The organism is Pseudomonas aeruginosa (assembly GCF_001457615.1).
In the GTDB taxonomy this organism is placed as follows: Bacteria; Pseudomonadota; Gammaproteobacteria; order Pseudomonadales; family Pseudomonadaceae; genus Pseudomonas; species Pseudomonas aeruginosa.
In genome coordinates this window covers 2,174,385-2,190,447 of sequence record NZ_LN831024.1, presented here as the reverse complement: position 1 = coordinate 2,190,447, position 16,063 = coordinate 2,174,385, and the positions used below count along the sequence as shown (strand labels likewise).

Here is a 16,063-nt window from a genome sequence, read left to right as displayed (position 1 = left end):
GCCGGCCCCGGCCGGGGATCACGGATCAGGCAAGCGCTGTGCGCAGCTGGTTGGCAATGGCGGCCTGGTCCAGCTCCTGGCCGATCACCACCAGCCGGGTGCTGCGGACTTCGTCGGCCAGCCACTTGCGGTCGAAATGCCTGTCGAAGCGCTTGCCGACGCCCTGTACCAACAGGCGCATGGGCTTGCCCGGAATGGCGGCGAAACCCTTGATGCGAAGTATGTCGTGACGCTCCACCAGCTCGCCGAGGGCCTCGAGCAGCGCAGCTTCCTCCACCTCGGGGAGATCGACGTGGAAGGAGTCGAACTCGTCGTGGTCGTGGTCCTCGTGGCCCTCGTGGTCGTGGTGGGTCGGCCGGCCGTCGATGTGCAGCTCGGCCTCGGCGTTGAGTCCCAGCAAGACCGGCAGCGGCAGCTCGCCCCGGCTCGCCTCGACGATCTTCACCGCCGCCGGCAGCTCCCCGGCGATCTCCGCGCGGACCCGCGCCAGGGCCTCGGCGTCGAGCTGGTCGGCCTTGTTCAGGATCACCAGGTCGGCACTGGCCAACTGGTCCTCGAACAGTTCGTGCAGCGGCGATTCATGGTCGAGGTTGGGGTCCTGGCGGCGTTGCTGGTCCACCTGCTCGGGATGGGCGGCGAAGGTACCGGCCGCCACCGCCGGACTGTCGACCACGGTGATCACCGCGTCGACCGTGCAGGCGTTGCGGATTTCCGGCCACTGGAAAGCCTGCACCAGCGGCTTGGGCAGGGCCAGGCCGCTGGTCTCGATGAGGATCTGGTCAAGGTCGCCGCGGCGCGCCACCAGCTCGCGCATCACCGGGAAGAACTCTTCCTGCACGGTGCAGCACAGGCAACCGTTGGCCAGCTCGAAAACGCGGCCCTGCGCCTCTTCTTCGCTGCAGCCGATGGAACATTGCTTGAGGATCTCGCCGTCGATGCCGAGTTCGCCGAACTCGTTGACGATCACCGCGATGCGCCGGCCTTCGGCGTTGTCCAGCATGTGCCGGAGCAAGGTGGTCTTGCCGGCGCCGAGGAAGCCGGTGACGATGGTGACGGGGAGTTTCGCCAGGGTTTTCATGGGCAGCCCTTGTTCAGCTCGGCGGGCATGCGGACGAGTGGCGCGGACGCAGGGGCCGCGCAACGGATTCGCCACCGGATCACCCCGCCCGGTTGTATGGAAGTCTTGTCCCCGGGCATCGCGCCACGGGATCGACGAGGCAGGTCTCCTGGCTCACGGTCTGGCGTCTCCGCCGGTTCCCCGCCTTCCCGCGTCACGCAGTGGCATTGGGGAACGATCGCCGTTCACAGTTGCGGGGGCAGCCGCGGCATCGACCGCGTTCCCTCTTAGCCCCGCCGTCGCCGGCGAGGAACCTCGAACCGGCAAGGCTACGCAGTGCGCGGGCCAGGGTCAATCGGGCCGGTTGACGCCCGGCGGTCCTTCATGCTGTCCTAGGCGGGTTGTCCCAGGTGTCTCGTGCCGGCGCGCACGAGGTGAAACGGGAAGCCGGTGACGCTCTCCGAGCCAGTCCGGCGCTGCCCCCGCAACGGTAAGCGCATCGCGCGCGAGCCCGGAGACCGGCCTGGAACCTTTCGTTTGATTCACCCGCGGTGGGCGGGCGCAAGCGTGAAGCGGGCCGTCCGGGCCTGTTCCTCGTGCGTACTCCTCTGCCACGCCCATGCCAATCCAGAGGGAACGCACCATGTCCAGCAGCACCCTGGCGCACGCCAGCTCCACCACCTCCCTGTCGAAGCGACTGAGCCTGGCCATCGGCGCCGGCCTGCTCGGCGCGCTGCTGGTCTATTTCGCCGGTTTCTCGCACATCGACGCGGTACACAACGCCGCCCACGATACCCGGCACAGCTCCGGCTTCCCCTGCCACTGAGTCGCGAGGGAACCAGAATGATCAAGCGCATCGCCCAGACCGCCGGCTTCGCCGGCCTGCTCGCCGCCCTGCTGCTGACCCTGCTGCAGATTCTCTGGGTCACCCCGCTGATCCTCGAGGCGGAGACCTACGAGAAGAGCGAGCCGGTCGCGGCCCAGCCCCACGAACACGCCCCCGGCGTCGCCGCCCATGTCCACGACGAGGAGGCCTGGGAGCCGGAGGACGGCTGGCAGCGTACCCTCTCCACCACCGGCGGCAACCTGGTGGTGGCGGTCGGCTTCGCCCTGATGCTCGCCGGCCTCTTCACCCTGCGCGCGCCGGGCCAGACCTGGCAGGGCCTGCTCTGGGGCCTGGCCGGCTACGCGGTGTTCTGCCTGGCGCCGTCGCTGGGCCTGCCGCCGGAGCTGCCGGGTACCGCCGCGGCCGACCTGGTGCAACGCCAGTACTGGTGGATCGCCACCGCCGCCGCCACCGCGGTGGGCCTGGCCCTGCTGGTGTTCGGCGGCAACTGGCCGCTGAAGCTGGTCGGCGCCGTCCTGCTGGCGCTGCCGCACCTGTTCGGCGCGCCGCAGCCCGAGGTCCATGCCAGCCTGGCGCCGGAAGCCCTGGCCCAGCGTTTCGTGGTCGCCTCGCTGGTCAGCAATGCGCTGTTCTGGGCCGCCCTCGGCCTGGCCGCTGCCTGGCTGTTCCGGCGCAACAGGGCGGCGTCGACGCCTGACCGCCTGCCACCCGCGACCCTTGCCGGTCGCGGGTCCATAGTGCCTCTCCTTCCATTTCCTCCGGTGCGCGCATGCCCCTGCCCATCCCCAGCCTGCTGATCGCCGGCATCGGCTGCCGCCGAGGCTGTAGCGCCGAGCATCTGCGCGCGCTGCTGGAGCGAACGCTGGGCGAACACGGGCGCAGCCTGGCCGAGCTGGACGCCCTCGCCAGCATCGACGGCAAACGCGACGAACCCGGCCTGCGGCAACTGGCCGCGCTGCTCGAACGCCCGTGCATTTCCTCGCACCCGCCGTCCTGCACGACTACGAGCCGCGCCTGCTCAGCCCCTCCGCCGTCGCGCTGCGCGAAACCGGCTGCTCCAGCGTCGCCGAGGCCGCCGCCCTGGCCCTGGCCGAACGCCTGGGTGGCGGTCGCGCCGATCTGCTCGGCGCGAAACGCAGCGACGATCGGGCGAGCATCGCCCTGGCACGTCTTCTCACCGAACGAGAACTCCCATGACCGTCTATTTCATCGGCGCCGGTCCCGGCGACCCTGACCTGATCACCGTCAAGGGGCAGCGCCTGATCCGCCAGTGCCCGGTGATCCTCTACGCCGGCTCGCTGGTTCCGCAAGCGCTGCTCGAGGGGCACCAGGCCGGCCAGGTGGTGAACACCGCCGAGCTGGACCTCGAACAGATCGTCGAGCTACTCGCGCAAGCCCATCGCCGTGGCCTCGACGTAGCCCGCGTGCATTCCGGCGATCCCTCCCTGTACGGCGCCATCGGCGAGCAGATCCGCCACCTGCGCGAACTCGGCATCCCCTATGAGATCGTCCCCGGGGTCACCGCCACCGCCGCCTGCGCCGCCCTGCTCGGCTGCGAGCTGACCCTGCCCGAAGTGTCCCAGACGCTGATCCTGACCCGCTACGCCGCACGCACGAAGATGCCGGAAGGCGAGAGCCTGGGTGACCTGGCGCGGCACCGGGCGACCCTGGCGATCCACCTGGGCGTCGCCCACCTGGCGAAGATCGTCGAGGAACTGCTGCCGCACTACGGCGCCGACTGCCCGGTCGCGGTGATCCACCGGGCCAGTTGGCCCGACCAGGAACAGGTTCGCGGCACCCTCGGCGACATCCTGCCCAAGGTCGCCGCCAGGAATTTCCGCCGCACCGCGCTGATCCTGGTCGGCGAGGTGCTGGCCGCCGAAGGCTTCGCCGACTCTTCGCTGTACCGCGCCGAGCATCGACATCTCTATCGACCCGGCGAATGAACCGCCGTCCTTAGGTTCGGCGCCGACCACCGGCAGCACGCCTAGACTCGTCACAAGGCTTGCGACAGCGGGCCGGCACGGCTAGCGTTCAGCGCTGGCCCCTTTTTTCCTGAAGCCTTCGGACACCCATGAAACGATTCCTCCTCGGTCTGGTTCTGCTGCTGGCGGTCGCCGCCGGCGTCCTCTACTTCGTCCCGGCTACCCTCCTCGCCAGCGTACGCACCGTCGAGCGCGGTCTCGCCGGTCTCAGCGAGCACAGCGTGCAGGTCGACAACCTGGAGATCGCCTACCTGGAAGGTGGCTCGGAGAAGAACCCGACCCTGTTGCTGATCCACGGCTTCGGCGCCGACAAGGACAACTGGCTGCGCTTCGCCCGGCCGCTGACCGAGCGCTACCATGTGGTCGCCCTCGACCTGCCCGGCTTCGGCGACAGCAGCAAGCCGCAACAGGCCAGCTACGACGTCGGCACCCAGGCCGAGCGAGTCGCCAATTTCGCCGCCGCCATCGGCGTGCGCCGCCTGCACCTGGCCGGCAACTCCATGGGCGGGCACATCGCCGCGCTCTACGCGGCGCGCCATCCGGAACAGGTGCTATCGCTGGCGCTGATCGACAACGCCGGGGTGATGCCGGCGCGCAAGAGCGAACTGTTCGAGGACCTGGAGCGCGGCGAGAATCCCCTGGTGGTGCGCCAGCCGGAAGACTTCCAGAAGCTGCTCGACTTCGTGTTCGTCCAGCAACCGCCGCTGCCGGCGCCGCTCAAGCGCTACCTCGGCGAACGCGCGGTAGCCGCGTCGGCGTTCAACGCGCAGATATTCGAACAACTGCGCCAGCGCTACATCCCGCTGGAGCCGGAACTGCCGAAGATCGAGGCACCGACCCTGCTGCTCTGGGGCGACCGCGACCGCGTGCTGGACGTCTCCAGCATCGAGGTGATGCGTCCGCTGCTGAAGCGGCCCAGCGTGGTGATCATGGAAAACTGCGGACACGTGCCGATGGTCGAACGCCCGGAGGAAACCGCGCAGCACTACCAGGCCTTCCTCGACGGCGTACGGAACGCCCAGGTGGCCGGTCGCTGAAAACGCGAACCGGCGCCTGGGCGCCGGTTCCGGGGGAGCGGGAGCCGTCGCGAGGACGGCTCGGATCCAGGCCTCAGGCCTGGATCAGGTTGGCGATCTGCACGTCCGGGTTGACGTCCTGCTCGTAGTCGACCCCAGCGACCTCGAAACCGAACAGGTTGAGGAACTCGCTCTTGTAGCCAGCGAAGTCGGTCAATTCGTAAAGGTTCTCGTTGGTTACCTTGTCCCACAGCTCCTCGACACGGGACTGCACTTCCGGCTGCAGTTCCTTGTAGTCGGCACGCAGGCGGCCTTCCTCGTCGAGGCGCGGCTCGGCGCCGTACAGGCTCTCCCGGTACAGGCCGTCGACCTGCTCGATGCAACCTTCGTGGGTACCCTGCTCCTTCATCACCTTGAACAGCAGCGACAGGTACAGCGGCATCATCGGGATCGCCGAGCTGGCCTGGGTCACCACCGCCTTGAGCACCGAGACGCGCGCGTCGCCGCCCAGCGGGGCGAGCTTGTCGCGGATACCGAGGACCTTCTGGTCGAGATCCTTCTTGGCTGCGCCGATGGAACCGTTCCAGTAGATGTCGTGGGTGATCTTCTCGCCCAGGTAGGTGAACGCGGTGGTCTTCGCGCCGTCGGCCAGCACGTCGGCCTCCAGCAGCGCGTCGATCCACATCTGCCAGTCCTCGCCGCCCATCACCGCAACGGTATCGGCGACCTCCTGGTCGCTGGCCGCCTCCAGGACCACGTCCTTGATCACTTCCTTGTCGGTGTCCAGGCCACGGAAGCTGACCGACTTGCCGATCGGCTTGAGGGTCGAGGAGAACACTTCGCCGCTCTTCGGATGGGTACGGCGCGGCGCGGCCAGGCTGTAGACCACCAGGTCGACCTTGCCGAGATCGCGCTTGATGGTCTCGATGGTCAGCCGCTTCACCTCGTCGGAGAAAGCGTCGCCATTGATGCTGCGGGCATACAGGCCTTTCTCGTGGGCGAACTTCTCGAAGGCCGCCGAGTTGTACCAGCCGGCGGTGCCCGGCTTGCTCTCGCTGCCCGGACGCTCGAAGAACACCCCGAGGGTATCGGCGCCGGAACCGAACGCGGCGGTGATGCGGGCAGCCAGGCCATAGCCGGTGGAGGAACCGATGACCAGGACCTTCTTCGGTCCGTTGACGACGGGGCCCTTGGCCTCGACGTAGTCGATCTGTTGCTTGACGTTGGCCTCGCAGCCTGCCGGATGGGTAGTGACGCAGATGAAGCCACGCACGCGCGGTTTGATGATCATGAAAACCTCGGTTGCTAGATGCCGGAAAAGCACATTCAGGAGCTAGAGACGTCGCGCATTGTAAATGAGACACCTCCGCTTGGGCGGACCGAAGGCAGGAATCGTGACCAAAGGGTCACGCGTCGCAGCCCGGACATAAAAAAACCCGCTCCGGGGAGCGGGTCTTGTCGGCTTGGAATCGGGCTCAGACGGCCTTTTCCAGCTCCGGTACGGCGTCGAACAGGTCGGCGACCAGGCCGTAGTCGGCGACCTGGAAGATCGGCGCCTCTTCGTCCTTGTTGATCGCGACGATCACCTTCGAGTCCTTCATGCCCGCCAGGTGCTGGATGGCACCGGAGATACCCACCGCGATGTACAGCTGCGGGGCGACGATCTTGCCGGTCTGGCCGACCTGCATGTCGTTCGGCACGAAACCGGCGTCGACCGCGGCGCGGGAAGCGCCGACTGCGGCACCCAGCTTGTCGGCCAGGGCGTAGAGGATCTTGAAGTTGTCGCCGTTCTGCATGCCGCGGCCGCCGGAGACCACGATCTTGGCAGCGGTCAGTTCCGGACGGTCGGACTTGGCCAGCTCTTCGCCGACGAAGGCGGACTTGCCGGTATCGGCCGGGCCGGAAACCTGCTCGACGGCAGCCGAACCGCCTTCGGCGGCGACGGCGTCGAAGCCGGTGGTACGCACGGTGATCACCTTGACCGCAGCCGAGGACTGCACGGTAGCGATGGCGTTGCCGGCGTAGATCGGACGCTTGAAGGTGTCGGGGCTGACCACTTCGACGATCTCGGAGATCTGGTCGACGTCCAGCAGCGCGGCGACGCGCGGCAGGAAGTTCTTGCCGTTGGTGGTAGCCGGGGCCAGCACGTGGCTGTAGTTCTTGCCCAGCTCGGCGATCAGCGGTGCGACGTTTTCCGGCAGTTGGTGGGCGTAGGCGGCGTTGTCGGCGACCAGCACCTTGGAGACGCCCTCGACCTTGGCGGCGGCTTCGGCCACGGCGGCAACGTTCTGTCCGGCGACCAGCACGTGGATGTCGCCGCCAATGGCCTTGGCAGCGGCAACGGTGTTCAGGGTGGCAGCCGCCAGGGCCGCGTTGTTGTGCTCAGCGATAACCAGGATAGCCATTAGATTACCTTCGCCTCGTTCTTCAGTTTCTCTACCAGTTCAGCCACGGACTTGACCTTGATGCCAGCGGAGCGTGCAGCCGGCGCCTCGACCTTCAGGGTCTTCACGGTGGAAGCGGTGGAAACGCCCAGGGCGTCCGGGGTCACCACGTCCAGCGGCTTCTTCTTGGCTTTCATGATGTTCGGCAGCGACGCGTAGCGCGGCTCGTTCAGGCGCAGGTCGGTGGTGACGATGGCCGGCAGGTTCAGCGCGACGGTCTGCAGACCGCCATCGATCTCGCGGGTCACGTTGACCTTGTCGCCAGCGACCTCGACCTTGGAGGCGAAGGTGCCCTGGGCGTAGCCGGTCAGCGCGGCGAGCATCTGGCCGGTCTGGTTGTTGTCGCTGTCGATGGCCTGCTTGCCGAGGATCACCAGCTGCGGCTGCTCCTTGTCGACCACGGCCTTGAGCAGCTTGGCCACGGCCAGGGAGTTCAGCTCGTCGTTGCTCTCCACCAGGATCGCACGGTCAGCGCCCAGCGCCAGCGCGGTGCGCAGTTGCTCCTGGGCGGCGGTCGGGCCGACGGAGACAGCGACGATCTCGGTAGCCACGCCCTTCTCTTTCAGGCGCACGGCTTCTTCCACGGCGATTTCGCAGAAGGGGTTCATGGACATCTTGACGTTGGCGAGGTCGACGCCGGAGTTGTCCGCCTTGACGCGGACCTTGACGTTGTAGTCGACCACTCGTTTGACTGCTACAAGAACCTTCATGGATTCCTCGTTATTCTCCGGTGAATAAGGATGTCGCCAGACAGGCCTGGCCGGTGATGCTCGCCGGCCGGAAACCGACACTCTGCTAGACAGCGACCGCAAAACCGCCCGTATCTTGACCGGATCACCCTTTTCGGTCAATACGGCAAAAGGGTGGTTTCCCCCCCTCGAATGCCGATTCTATCAGGCTTCCAAAGAATTCAAACAAACGTTTGTATTGGACCTGCCCATGCAGCTATATATAATGCGCCCGCTCTGATCAGGGAAAGATCTCAGCCACCAATAAACAGATACCGTGAGCCTTGAGTAGGAGATCGATAGTGGAACGCGAATACATGGAATTCGACGTCGTCATCGTCGGCGCCGGCCCCGCCGGTCTGTCCGCCGCATGCCGACTGAAGCAGAAGGCCGCCGAAGCCGGTCAAGAGATCAGCGTCTGCGTGGTCGAGAAGGGTTCCGAAGTGGGCGCCCACATCCTCTCCGGCGCGGTGTTCGAGCCGCGCGCGCTGAACGAGCTGTTCCCCGACTGGAAGGAACTCGGCGCGCCGCTCAATACCCCGGTGACCGGCGACGACATCTACGTCCTGAAGAGCGCCGAGAGCGCTACCAAGGTGCCCAACTTCTTCGTGCCCAAGACCATGCACAACGAGGGCAACTATATCATCTCCCTGGGCAACCTCTGCCGCTGGCTGGCCCAGCAGGCCGAAGGACTGGGCGTGGAGATCTATCCGGGCTTCGCCGCCCAGGAAGCGCTGATCGACGAGAACGGCGTGGTCCGCGGCATCGTCACCGGCGACCTCGGCGTCGACCGCGAAGGCAACCCGAAAGAAGGCTACTACACCCCCGGCATGGAGCTGCGGGCCAAGTACACCCTGTTCGCCGAAGGCTGCCGCGGGCACATCGGCAAGCAACTGATCAAGAAATACAACCTGGATAGCGAGGCCGATGCCCAGCACTACGGTATCGGCATCAAGGAAATCTGGGACATCGACCCGTCCAAGCACAAGCCCGGCCTGGTGGTCCATACCGCCGGCTGGCCGCTGAACGACGAAAATACCGGCGGCTCGTTCCTCTACCACCTGGAGAACAACCAAGTGTTCGTCGGCCTGATCATCGACCTGTCCTACAGCAACCCGCACCTGTCGCCGTTCGACGAGTTCCAGCGCTACAAGCACCACCCGGTGGTCAAGCAGTACCTGGAAGGCGGCAAGCGCGTGGCCTACGGCGCCCGGGCCATCTGCAAGGGCGGCCTGAATTCGCTGCCGAAGATGGTCTTCCCCGGCGGCGCGCTGATCGGTTGTGACCTCGGCACCCTGAACTTCGCCAAGATCAAGGGCAGCCACACCGCGATGAAGTCCGGCATGCTCGCCGCCGACGCGATCGCCGAGGCCCTGGCCGCCGGCCGCGAAGGCGGCGACGAGCTGTCCAGCTACGTCGATGCGTTCAAGGCCAGCTGGTTGTACGACGAACTGTTCCGCAGCCGCAACTTCGGCGCGGCCATCCACAAGTTCGGCGCTATCGGCGGCGGCGCGTTCAACTTCATCGACCAGAACATCTTCGGCGGCAAGATCCCCGTCACCCTGCATGACGACAAGCCGGACTACGCCTGCCTGAAAAAGGCCAGCGAAGCGCCGAAGATCGACTACCCGAAGCCGGACGGCAAGCTCAGCTTCGACAAGCTGTCCTCGGTGTTCCTCTCCAATACCAACCACGAGGAAGACCAGCCGATCCACCTCAAGCTGGCCGATGCGAGCATTCCGATCGAGAAGAACCTGCCGCTCTACGACGAGCCGGCCCAGCGCTACTGCCCGGCAGGCGTGTACGAAGTGGTGGCCAACGACGACGGCAGCAAGCGCTTCCAGATCAACGCGCAGAACTGCGTGCACTGCAAGACCTGCGACATCAAGGACCCGGCGCAGAACATCACCTGGGTGGCGCCGGAAGGTACCGGCGGGCCGAACTACCCCAACATGTAAGGCAAACGAAAAAGGCTCCCTCGGGAGCCTTTTTTCATGCTGCGCCTGTCAGTCCGGCTGCGGGCCGAGGGGAAAGAACTCGCCGTGGCTCCAGACGCCGAGCCATTCGATGCCGTCGATCCGGCGCGGCACCGCCAGCTCGACCAGCTGGTAGAACACGTTGCGATGCACCAGCGCCTCGAGGTTGTCGCGCACCCGCAGGTAGGGCGTGGGTTCCTGGCTGCGGGGGTCGATCTCGACGCGCAGCGGATGCCCGGCGTCCGCCTCGACCTCGTCCTCGACGTTGGTGGCGAAGCGCAGTACCTGCGCCCCGCCCTCGCCCTGCACCTGCAGGGTCACCGCGACGAAGGGCGCATCGTCGACGCGGATACCGACCTTTTCCACCGGAGTCACCAGGAAATAGTCGTCGCCGTCGCGGCGAATGATGCTGGAGAACAGCTTCACCATCGGCTTGCGTCCGATCGGCGTGCCCAGGTAGAACCAGGTGCCGTCGCGGGCGATGCGCATGTCGATGTCGCCGCAGAACGGCGGATTCCACAGGTGCACGGGCGGCAGGCCCTTCTTTTCGCCCCTGGGGATCTGCGCCAGCAGGTCGTTGGCCTTGCCGGTATCACTCATAGCCTGTTCCTCGACTGTTCAGGCCCAGCAATTCCTGGGCGTATTGCTCCAGCGGGGGACGCAGCAGGTCTTCCGGGGTGGCGTCGTAGAACGTCAGGAAACCGCCGCGGCTGCGGATGGTCGCGCTGTCCACCAGGAAACGGGTGCTGGTCTCGATCAGCATGACCTGGATGACACTGCGATCGCGCCCGACCCGGCCGAGTTCCTCTTCGTCTTCCCACTCCTCCCAGTTGCCGATCCTGTTGTCGCCCCGGGCGAAACGGCAGTACAGCAGGTAGTGAGCGCCGGCGGCACGCGCCTCGCGCATCGCGTCGTCCAGGCCGAGCGGCGCCTTGGCGCGGCGCACCAGCGGGAAATACTCGACGAAACCTTCGAAGGCCTGCTCGGCCACCACGTTCGGCCGCGCGTACCGGTAGCCCGGCGGCACGAACGGGCCCTGGCCGATGTAGATGAAGGAGTCGGCCTGGATCCGCCGGTTGTTGCTGCGCTGGCTGGCGCTGTGATCGAGCACCCCGGCGTCGCGCAGGTAGTAGTCGGCGCCGTCGGCCAGGTCGCTGGGCTTCATGCAGGCGGACAGGCTGCCCAGGAGGAGCATCGCCAGGGCGATACGGAACAGGTGCAACATCGGTCATCTCCCCTGCCGGCGTCGGAAAACCGGCGAATGACGAGCCGATGCAGCTTCCGCGCCATCACAGGCCACGCTGCCACTCCTGGCGCAGGGCAGCGTGCTGCGGCTGCTCGATGGCCTGGCGGACCTCGGCCAGCAGGCGCGCCTTGTCGGCACCCAGTTCGCCCTTGAGCACCAGATAGTTGGAAGCGTGGTCGCTGCGAAATACCGTGTCTTCGAGCTCCAAACCCTGCAACAGGCGTTCGACCTCGACGAACAGGGCACGCCGATCCAGCGCCTCGAAATCGGCGAAGCCAGCACGGAAACGCTGCTCGCCGGTAGGGAAACTCACCACCAGGGTCGACAGGTACTCCGGCTGGGCGGCGTTCATCAGGCGCGCGGAGTTGTCCGCGTGCTGCGCGCTCAGGGTCATTCCGCCCAGACCGTTGAGGATCATCACCGAACGACTGATCCCCGCCTCGCCAAGCTTTTCCAGCGCATCCAGGGTAGAGGAATAGGTCTCGCCCTTGTTGACCCGCGCCAGCACTTCGTCGTCGCCGGACTCGGCGCCGACATAGGCCATTCGCAGCCCGGCGTCGGCCAGTTCGCGCAACTCGTCGACCGACTTCCTGCGCAGGTTGCGCGGCAGGCAGTAGCTGGATACCCGCTCCACCTCCGGCAAGTGCTGGCGAATCGCCTGCAGCACCGCGAGCAGCCGGCGGGTCGGCAATACCAGGGCGTCGCCATCGGCGAGAAACACCCGCTTGACGATCAGGCGCTCGCCGCAGCGGCGGATCTCCTCCAGTACCTCGTTCTCGTCGCGGGCGCGAAATTTCTTTTGCGGCTGGGTATACATCTCATTGGTAGTTATCCTGCCATCATACAAAAAAGAAGCACATGAAAAGCAAGTAATTGATTTTTATGACCTTACTATTGGACTTCTTTTGAGCATCAATGTTTTGTGCACTCCTAAAAGCACTATCAGAGCCTTGAGCAAACCACACTCCGCTTGTACAAAAATGAACGGCACATGAGACATGAGGGGGGGGGGAGATGAGAGCGCTGAGCTTACTCAAACGATGGAAGAATCATCGCGCGCGATAAGACCGAAACGGCTCAAGTCCTCGTTGCTGGCACTGAACATCGAGTTCACCATTCGCTCGCGCTTCAAGCCTGCCAGGGTCCTGAAAAAGCAGAGTTCGCACAGATGGACTTCATAACGCTCGCCAGCATGAGCCGAGCCGAGTTCCCAACTGGCGCGAAGGGTTCCGAATTGCAACCCATACCCTTCAACACGCATGCTGTTGCCACAAACATCGCAAAAGATATCAGTGACAGATTCGGCCTGTTCCATAACTGCGACCTCATTGAAAGCTTCCCACCGAGGTCGAAAGCCTATGCGATGCTTTGACCTCAAGCCCGTAACAAACGCCGACCGGTACGTTGTGCGCCTGCTCGAACGTAAAAAGTGCGGAGAATTATTTACTGATTTTCCGCGATATTATTTGGCGGTGGAACGATGGTGTATTGGATTCAAATTCTAATAGGGATTTGAACCCGCCGTGCGAGCTCACAGGGACCAACCAAATTGCCATAGGCGTTTCTTACCGTGATACCTCAGAACCGTAGGGTAGCAGCGGCAGCCCAAGTTCCTTGAGGAATTCATTGTGTTTATCGGTGGCCGTCTTGATCCTCTGATCCAGTGCCACAAGCTCGGCATGCACGGCCGTCAGGTCTATTTCTTCATCGGCCACCGCCGTGCTGACGTAGCGCGAGATATTCAGGTTAAAGTCGTTCTTCTCGATCTCCTGCATGCTTACCCGTCGCGCATAGCGCGGTACTTCCGCTGGGCGTTGCTCGTAGGTCTCGATAATCTTGTCGATATGTCGGTCTGCTAGCTGGTTCTGCCTCCTACCCTTCTCGAAGTGCTCGGCCGCGTTGATAAACAGCACATCGTCCGATCTTTTGCACTTCTTCAGCACGAGAATACAAACCGGGATGCCTGTTGAATAAAACAGATTGGCCGGCAGCCCGATCACGGTATCGATGTGTCCATCCTGCAGCAGTTTGCGGCGAATACGCTCTTCCGCACCACCCCGGAACAGCACGCCGTGCGGCAGGATGATGGCCATCACGCCATCGTCTTTGAGGTAGTGCAGCCCGTGCAGCAGGAAGGCGAAGTCCGCCGCACTCTTGGGTGCCACGCCGTGGTTCTTGAAGCGCATGTCTTCGCTGATGGCATCGCTCGGATCCCAGCGATAGCTGAACGGCGGATTGGCCACCACCGCGTCAAACTGCGGTTTCTTCGCCGGATTGGTCTCGCGCAGGAAGTCCCAGGCATTGGTCAGCGTGTCGCCGTGGTAAATCTCGAACTCGGTGTCCTTCACCCCGTGCAGCAACATGTTCATGCGCGCCAGGTTGTAGGTAGTGATGTTGTATTCCTGCCCGTAGATCTTGCCGATGCTACCACCCGCGTCCTTCATGCGGTGCCGGATGTTCAGCAGCAGCGAGCCCGAGCCACAGGCGAAGTCGAACACGCTTTCCAGCTTTTTGCGGAGACCGGTCTCGGGCGCCTGGCCGTCGAGCGTGACGATGGCCGAAAGAATGTTCGAGACCTGCTGCGGGGTGTAGAACTCGCCCGCCTTCTTGCCCGAGCCTGCGGCGAATTGGCCGATCAGGTACTCATAAGCGTCGCCCAACGTGTCGGTGTCGGTGGAGAACAGCGACATGCCGCGCGCCAGCTCCGAGAGGATCGAACACAGCTTGGCATTGCGATCCTCGTACTTGCGACCGAGCTTGTCGGACGCGAGGTTGATTTCCGAGAACAATCCTTGGAAGTTACTTTGGAAGGACTCGTTCTCGATGTACTTGAAGCCCCGTTGCAAGGTATCGAGCAGCTTGTCGCTCTGGGTCTTGGCCAGTTGAACGATGTTGCCCCATAGGTACTCTGGCTCGATTACATAGTGCACCTTGCGGCGCATCTGCTTCTCGAACGCCACCACGTCGCTGGCGTTCTCTTCATACCAGATTTGCAGCGGTGTCGTGGCTTCGGTCTGCTCCATCACGTCCGGCGCCACGTCCGGATAATCGGGCCCCAGCTCCCGCTTCGCAGCCTGTTCGTAGTTGTCCGAGAGGTAGCGCAGGAAGAGGAAGGACAGCATGTAATCGCGAAAATCGTCGGCGTTCATCGAACCACGTAATTGGTCGGCAATCGCCCATAGGGTTTTGCCCAGCTGTTTCTGGTCTTGTTCGGTCATGGTTTGGGCCGTTTCTTGAGTGTGTTTTCCAGCGCCTTGGGTTCAGCTTCGTCCTGCGCGTCGGCCTGACGTGCCTCCTTCTGTTTGCGGCGTTGGTCATAATCGAGATAAAGCGCAATGGTGGCACGTTCCATTTGCGCGTAGCTCACCTTGCCGGCATGGGTGAGCAGCGGAAAACCGTTGCTACCGATGATCTGGTCCACGTTCTGGCGCCAGAAGCTCACGGGGATCGCCTCACGGCTCAACTCGCCATCGTGAAAGATATTCTTCAGGTGCAGGCTGACTTTATCGGTACTGACGTCGAACACCTCTGCCATTTCACGCTGAGAGAGCCAGACCGGCTGATCCTTGGCTCGCAGCTTGACCTGGCTGCATTCGTCGCCAGTGGTGTAGAGGATGAGTCCTCTCATGCGTCAACATCCGGGGTCGCGCCCGCTATATTGAAAAGGTTCGGAAACAGTGCGCGATTGAAGGGGTGCCCGGTAATGAACTGCCGAAAGATAATCCGGAAGTACGCTTTGTTCTCCTCCATCATTTCCCGAGGCTCATAGAGCGAATAGTCGCCATGGCTCATCAGATCAATGAAGCGCTTGTGCAGTGCCTTGTCTGCACCATCCGGCGCGGCAATGCAGGCCTTCCAGTCGTCCAGCCCCAAGAAATTTGCGGTCTGCTCCATGACTCGCCGCATCATGTTGAAGTGGTGGGTGTAAAGGGAACCACTGGCCTGCGCGTCATACAGCTCAACTAAGTTTGATAGATGGTGAAGAAAGGGCCTGGCCGAGGTATCCACTAGCGAATAGCTACCCAGCGCCGCCCCCCTCTTCAGCAGATGCTTGTAGGCCTTGCCCTTGAACTCATTGCATAGCACGTTAAAGAAAAGTACATGATGCGTGGACACGACCACGCGCGGCCCTTTATCGGTGGCCATCAGTAATTGGGCCAAGTGGTGGGCCACAGCGATCGCATTGTTCTCGTCAAGAGATGAAATCGGATCGTCGATGTAGACGTACTTCACCCACTCGTAGGCCTCGTCACCATCGAGCGCGAGCTGCACTATGGCGAGAAAGAAACACCAGATGAAGATGTTCTCTTCGCCACGTGAGACCTTGATGTCTTCTACCGTTGTCCTCTTACCGTCGATCTCCACTTCTCGGGAGAAGCTCACCTCCCACTCGGTGGTGTCGATGCGAAAGTCAAAGTCTGCGTAGCGGTTTAGCAGCGGGCGGATACGATTATCCATTTCCTGCGTTTCTAGCCCTGAGAAGAAACGAGAATCGCCGTTGATTTTCAGCACTCGCTTTCGGTCGTTTTTGAGGTCGTTATCCCAGTTAAAAAGATCTTCGGTGAACGCATTGAAATAAAGCGTATCACGCTGCGTGATCTCGCGGTCCTCGCCGAACTTCTTACCCTGCTCCTTGAATTCTCCAGACAGCCTTGTTTTTCCCGTCCCATTGTAGGCATAAATAAGCGAGAACTTCTTTAATTCAAGGTTCTCACGTAAGTATTGTGCCAGTGCCGACAAATCTGAAAACAATATAACAGCCAT

The 16,063-nt window shown here is 63.4% G+C and carries 14 protein-coding genes, 3 pseudogenes and 2 riboswitches; of the genes and pseudogenes, 6 read left to right on the top strand and 11 right to left on the bottom strand.

The window, feature by feature from the left end; genetic code table 11:
- Positions 1–25: 25 nt before the first annotated feature.
- A complete protein-coding gene (cobW, locus tag AT700_RS10145; protein ID WP_003102922.1) occupies positions 26–1,078 on the bottom strand; it encodes a cobalamin biosynthesis protein CobW in 1,053 nt (350 codons plus the stop codon).
- A gap of 120 nt (positions 1,079–1,198) precedes the next feature.
- Positions 1,199–1,390, bottom strand: a riboswitch (cobalamin riboswitch).
- A gap of 58 nt (positions 1,391–1,448) precedes the next feature.
- A riboswitch (cobalamin riboswitch) is annotated at positions 1,449–1,599 on the top strand.
- Positions 1,600–1,700: 101 nt separating this feature from the next.
- On the opposite strand from cobW, the gene AT700_RS10140 reads away from it, so the two are divergent.
- The 5 genes and pseudogenes from AT700_RS10140 (at position 1,701) to AT700_RS10120 (ending at position 4,926) form a co-directional block, all read left to right on the top strand.
- A complete protein-coding gene (locus AT700_RS10140) occupies positions 1,701–1,883 on the top strand; it encodes a CbtB domain-containing protein (RefSeq protein ID WP_003091059.1) in 183 nt (60 codons plus the stop codon).
- 17 nt (positions 1,884–1,900) lie between these two features.
- Positions 1,901–2,601, top strand: a pseudogene (locus tag AT700_RS10135) (CbtA family protein).
- Between the two features lie 72 nt (positions 2,602–2,673).
- Positions 2,674–3,101 (top strand): annotated as a pseudogene (locus AT700_RS30590) (cobalamin biosynthesis protein).
- A complete protein-coding gene (gene cobM, locus AT700_RS10125) occupies positions 3,098–3,850 on the top strand; it encodes a precorrin-4 C(11)-methyltransferase (protein WP_003102926.1) in 753 nt (250 codons plus the stop codon). The pseudogene AT700_RS30590 and the gene cobM overlap by 4 nt, the downstream one beginning before the upstream one ends.
- A 128-nt stretch (positions 3,851–3,978) precedes the next feature.
- Entirely contained in the window at positions 3,979–4,926 is a 948-nt protein-coding gene (locus AT700_RS10120; protein WP_003091085.1) for an alpha/beta fold hydrolase, read from the top strand.
- A 73-nt stretch (positions 4,927–4,999) separates the two neighbouring features.
- On the opposite strand, the gene fabV is transcribed toward AT700_RS10120, so the two are convergent.
- From fabV to AT700_RS10105, 3 genes are all read right to left on the bottom strand, one after another.
- Positions 5,000–6,196 carry an enoyl-ACP reductase FabV gene (fabV, locus tag AT700_RS10115; protein WP_003102929.1) on the bottom strand — a complete coding sequence of 399 codons (1,197 nt, stop codon included), beginning with the start codon at positions 6,194–6,196 and terminating at the stop codon, positions 5,000–5,002.
- A gap of 184 nt (positions 6,197–6,380) precedes the next feature.
- Entirely contained in the window at positions 6,381–7,310 is a 930-nt protein-coding gene (locus AT700_RS10110) for an electron transfer flavoprotein subunit alpha/FixB family protein (protein WP_048521046.1), read from the bottom strand.
- Entirely contained in the window at positions 7,310–8,059 is a 750-nt protein-coding gene (locus AT700_RS10105) for an electron transfer flavoprotein subunit beta/FixA family protein (protein ID WP_003091107.1), read from the bottom strand. The genes AT700_RS10110 and AT700_RS10105 overlap by 1 nt, the downstream gene beginning before the upstream one ends.
- A 320-nt stretch (positions 8,060–8,379) precedes the next feature.
- Between AT700_RS10105 and AT700_RS10100 the strand changes: the two genes are divergently transcribed.
- Entirely contained in the window at positions 8,380–10,035 is a 1,656-nt protein-coding gene (locus AT700_RS10100; protein ID WP_003102932.1) for an electron transfer flavoprotein-ubiquinone oxidoreductase, read from the top strand.
- Between the two features lie 48 nt (positions 10,036–10,083).
- On the opposite strand, the gene AT700_RS10095 is transcribed toward AT700_RS10100, so the two are convergent.
- The 7 genes and pseudogenes from AT700_RS10095 to AT700_RS10065 all read right to left on the bottom strand — a co-directional run bounded on the left by AT700_RS10095 (position 10,084) and on the right by AT700_RS10065 (position 16,063).
- Positions 10,084–10,653, bottom strand: coding sequence for a DUF1285 domain-containing protein (locus AT700_RS10095; RefSeq protein ID WP_003113996.1), 570 nt, complete (start codon positions 10,651–10,653; stop codon positions 10,084–10,086).
- On the bottom strand, positions 10,646–11,278 hold the full coding sequence (locus tag AT700_RS10090) for a DUF4823 domain-containing protein (protein WP_003091112.1): 633 nt from the start codon (positions 11,276–11,278) through the stop codon (positions 10,646–10,648). Before AT700_RS10090 ends, AT700_RS10095 begins: the two co-directional genes overlap by 8 nt.
- 64 nt (positions 11,279–11,342) lie before the next feature.
- Positions 11,343–12,119, bottom strand: a pseudogene (locus AT700_RS10085) (radical SAM protein); the annotation flags it as partial.
- A gap of 213 nt (positions 12,120–12,332) precedes the next feature.
- A complete protein-coding gene (locus tag AT700_RS10080) occupies positions 12,333–12,614 on the bottom strand; it encodes a hypothetical protein (protein ID WP_048521045.1) in 282 nt (93 codons plus the stop codon).
- Positions 12,615–12,864: 250 nt separating this feature from the next.
- Positions 12,865–14,517, bottom strand: a complete 1,653-nt coding sequence (locus tag AT700_RS10075; RefSeq protein WP_048521044.1) for a type I restriction-modification system subunit M — start codon at positions 14,515–14,517, stop codon at positions 12,865–12,867.
- A complete protein-coding gene (locus tag AT700_RS10070) occupies positions 14,514–14,927 on the bottom strand; it encodes a hypothetical protein (protein ID WP_048521043.1) in 414 nt (137 codons plus the stop codon). Before AT700_RS10070 ends, AT700_RS10075 begins: the two co-directional genes overlap by 4 nt.
- Positions 14,924–16,063 (bottom strand): AAA family ATPase, encoded by a 1,140-nt coding sequence (locus AT700_RS10065; RefSeq protein ID WP_048521042.1) that lies wholly within the window; start codon positions 16,061–16,063, stop codon positions 14,924–14,926. The genes AT700_RS10070 and AT700_RS10065 overlap by 4 nt, the downstream gene beginning before the upstream one ends.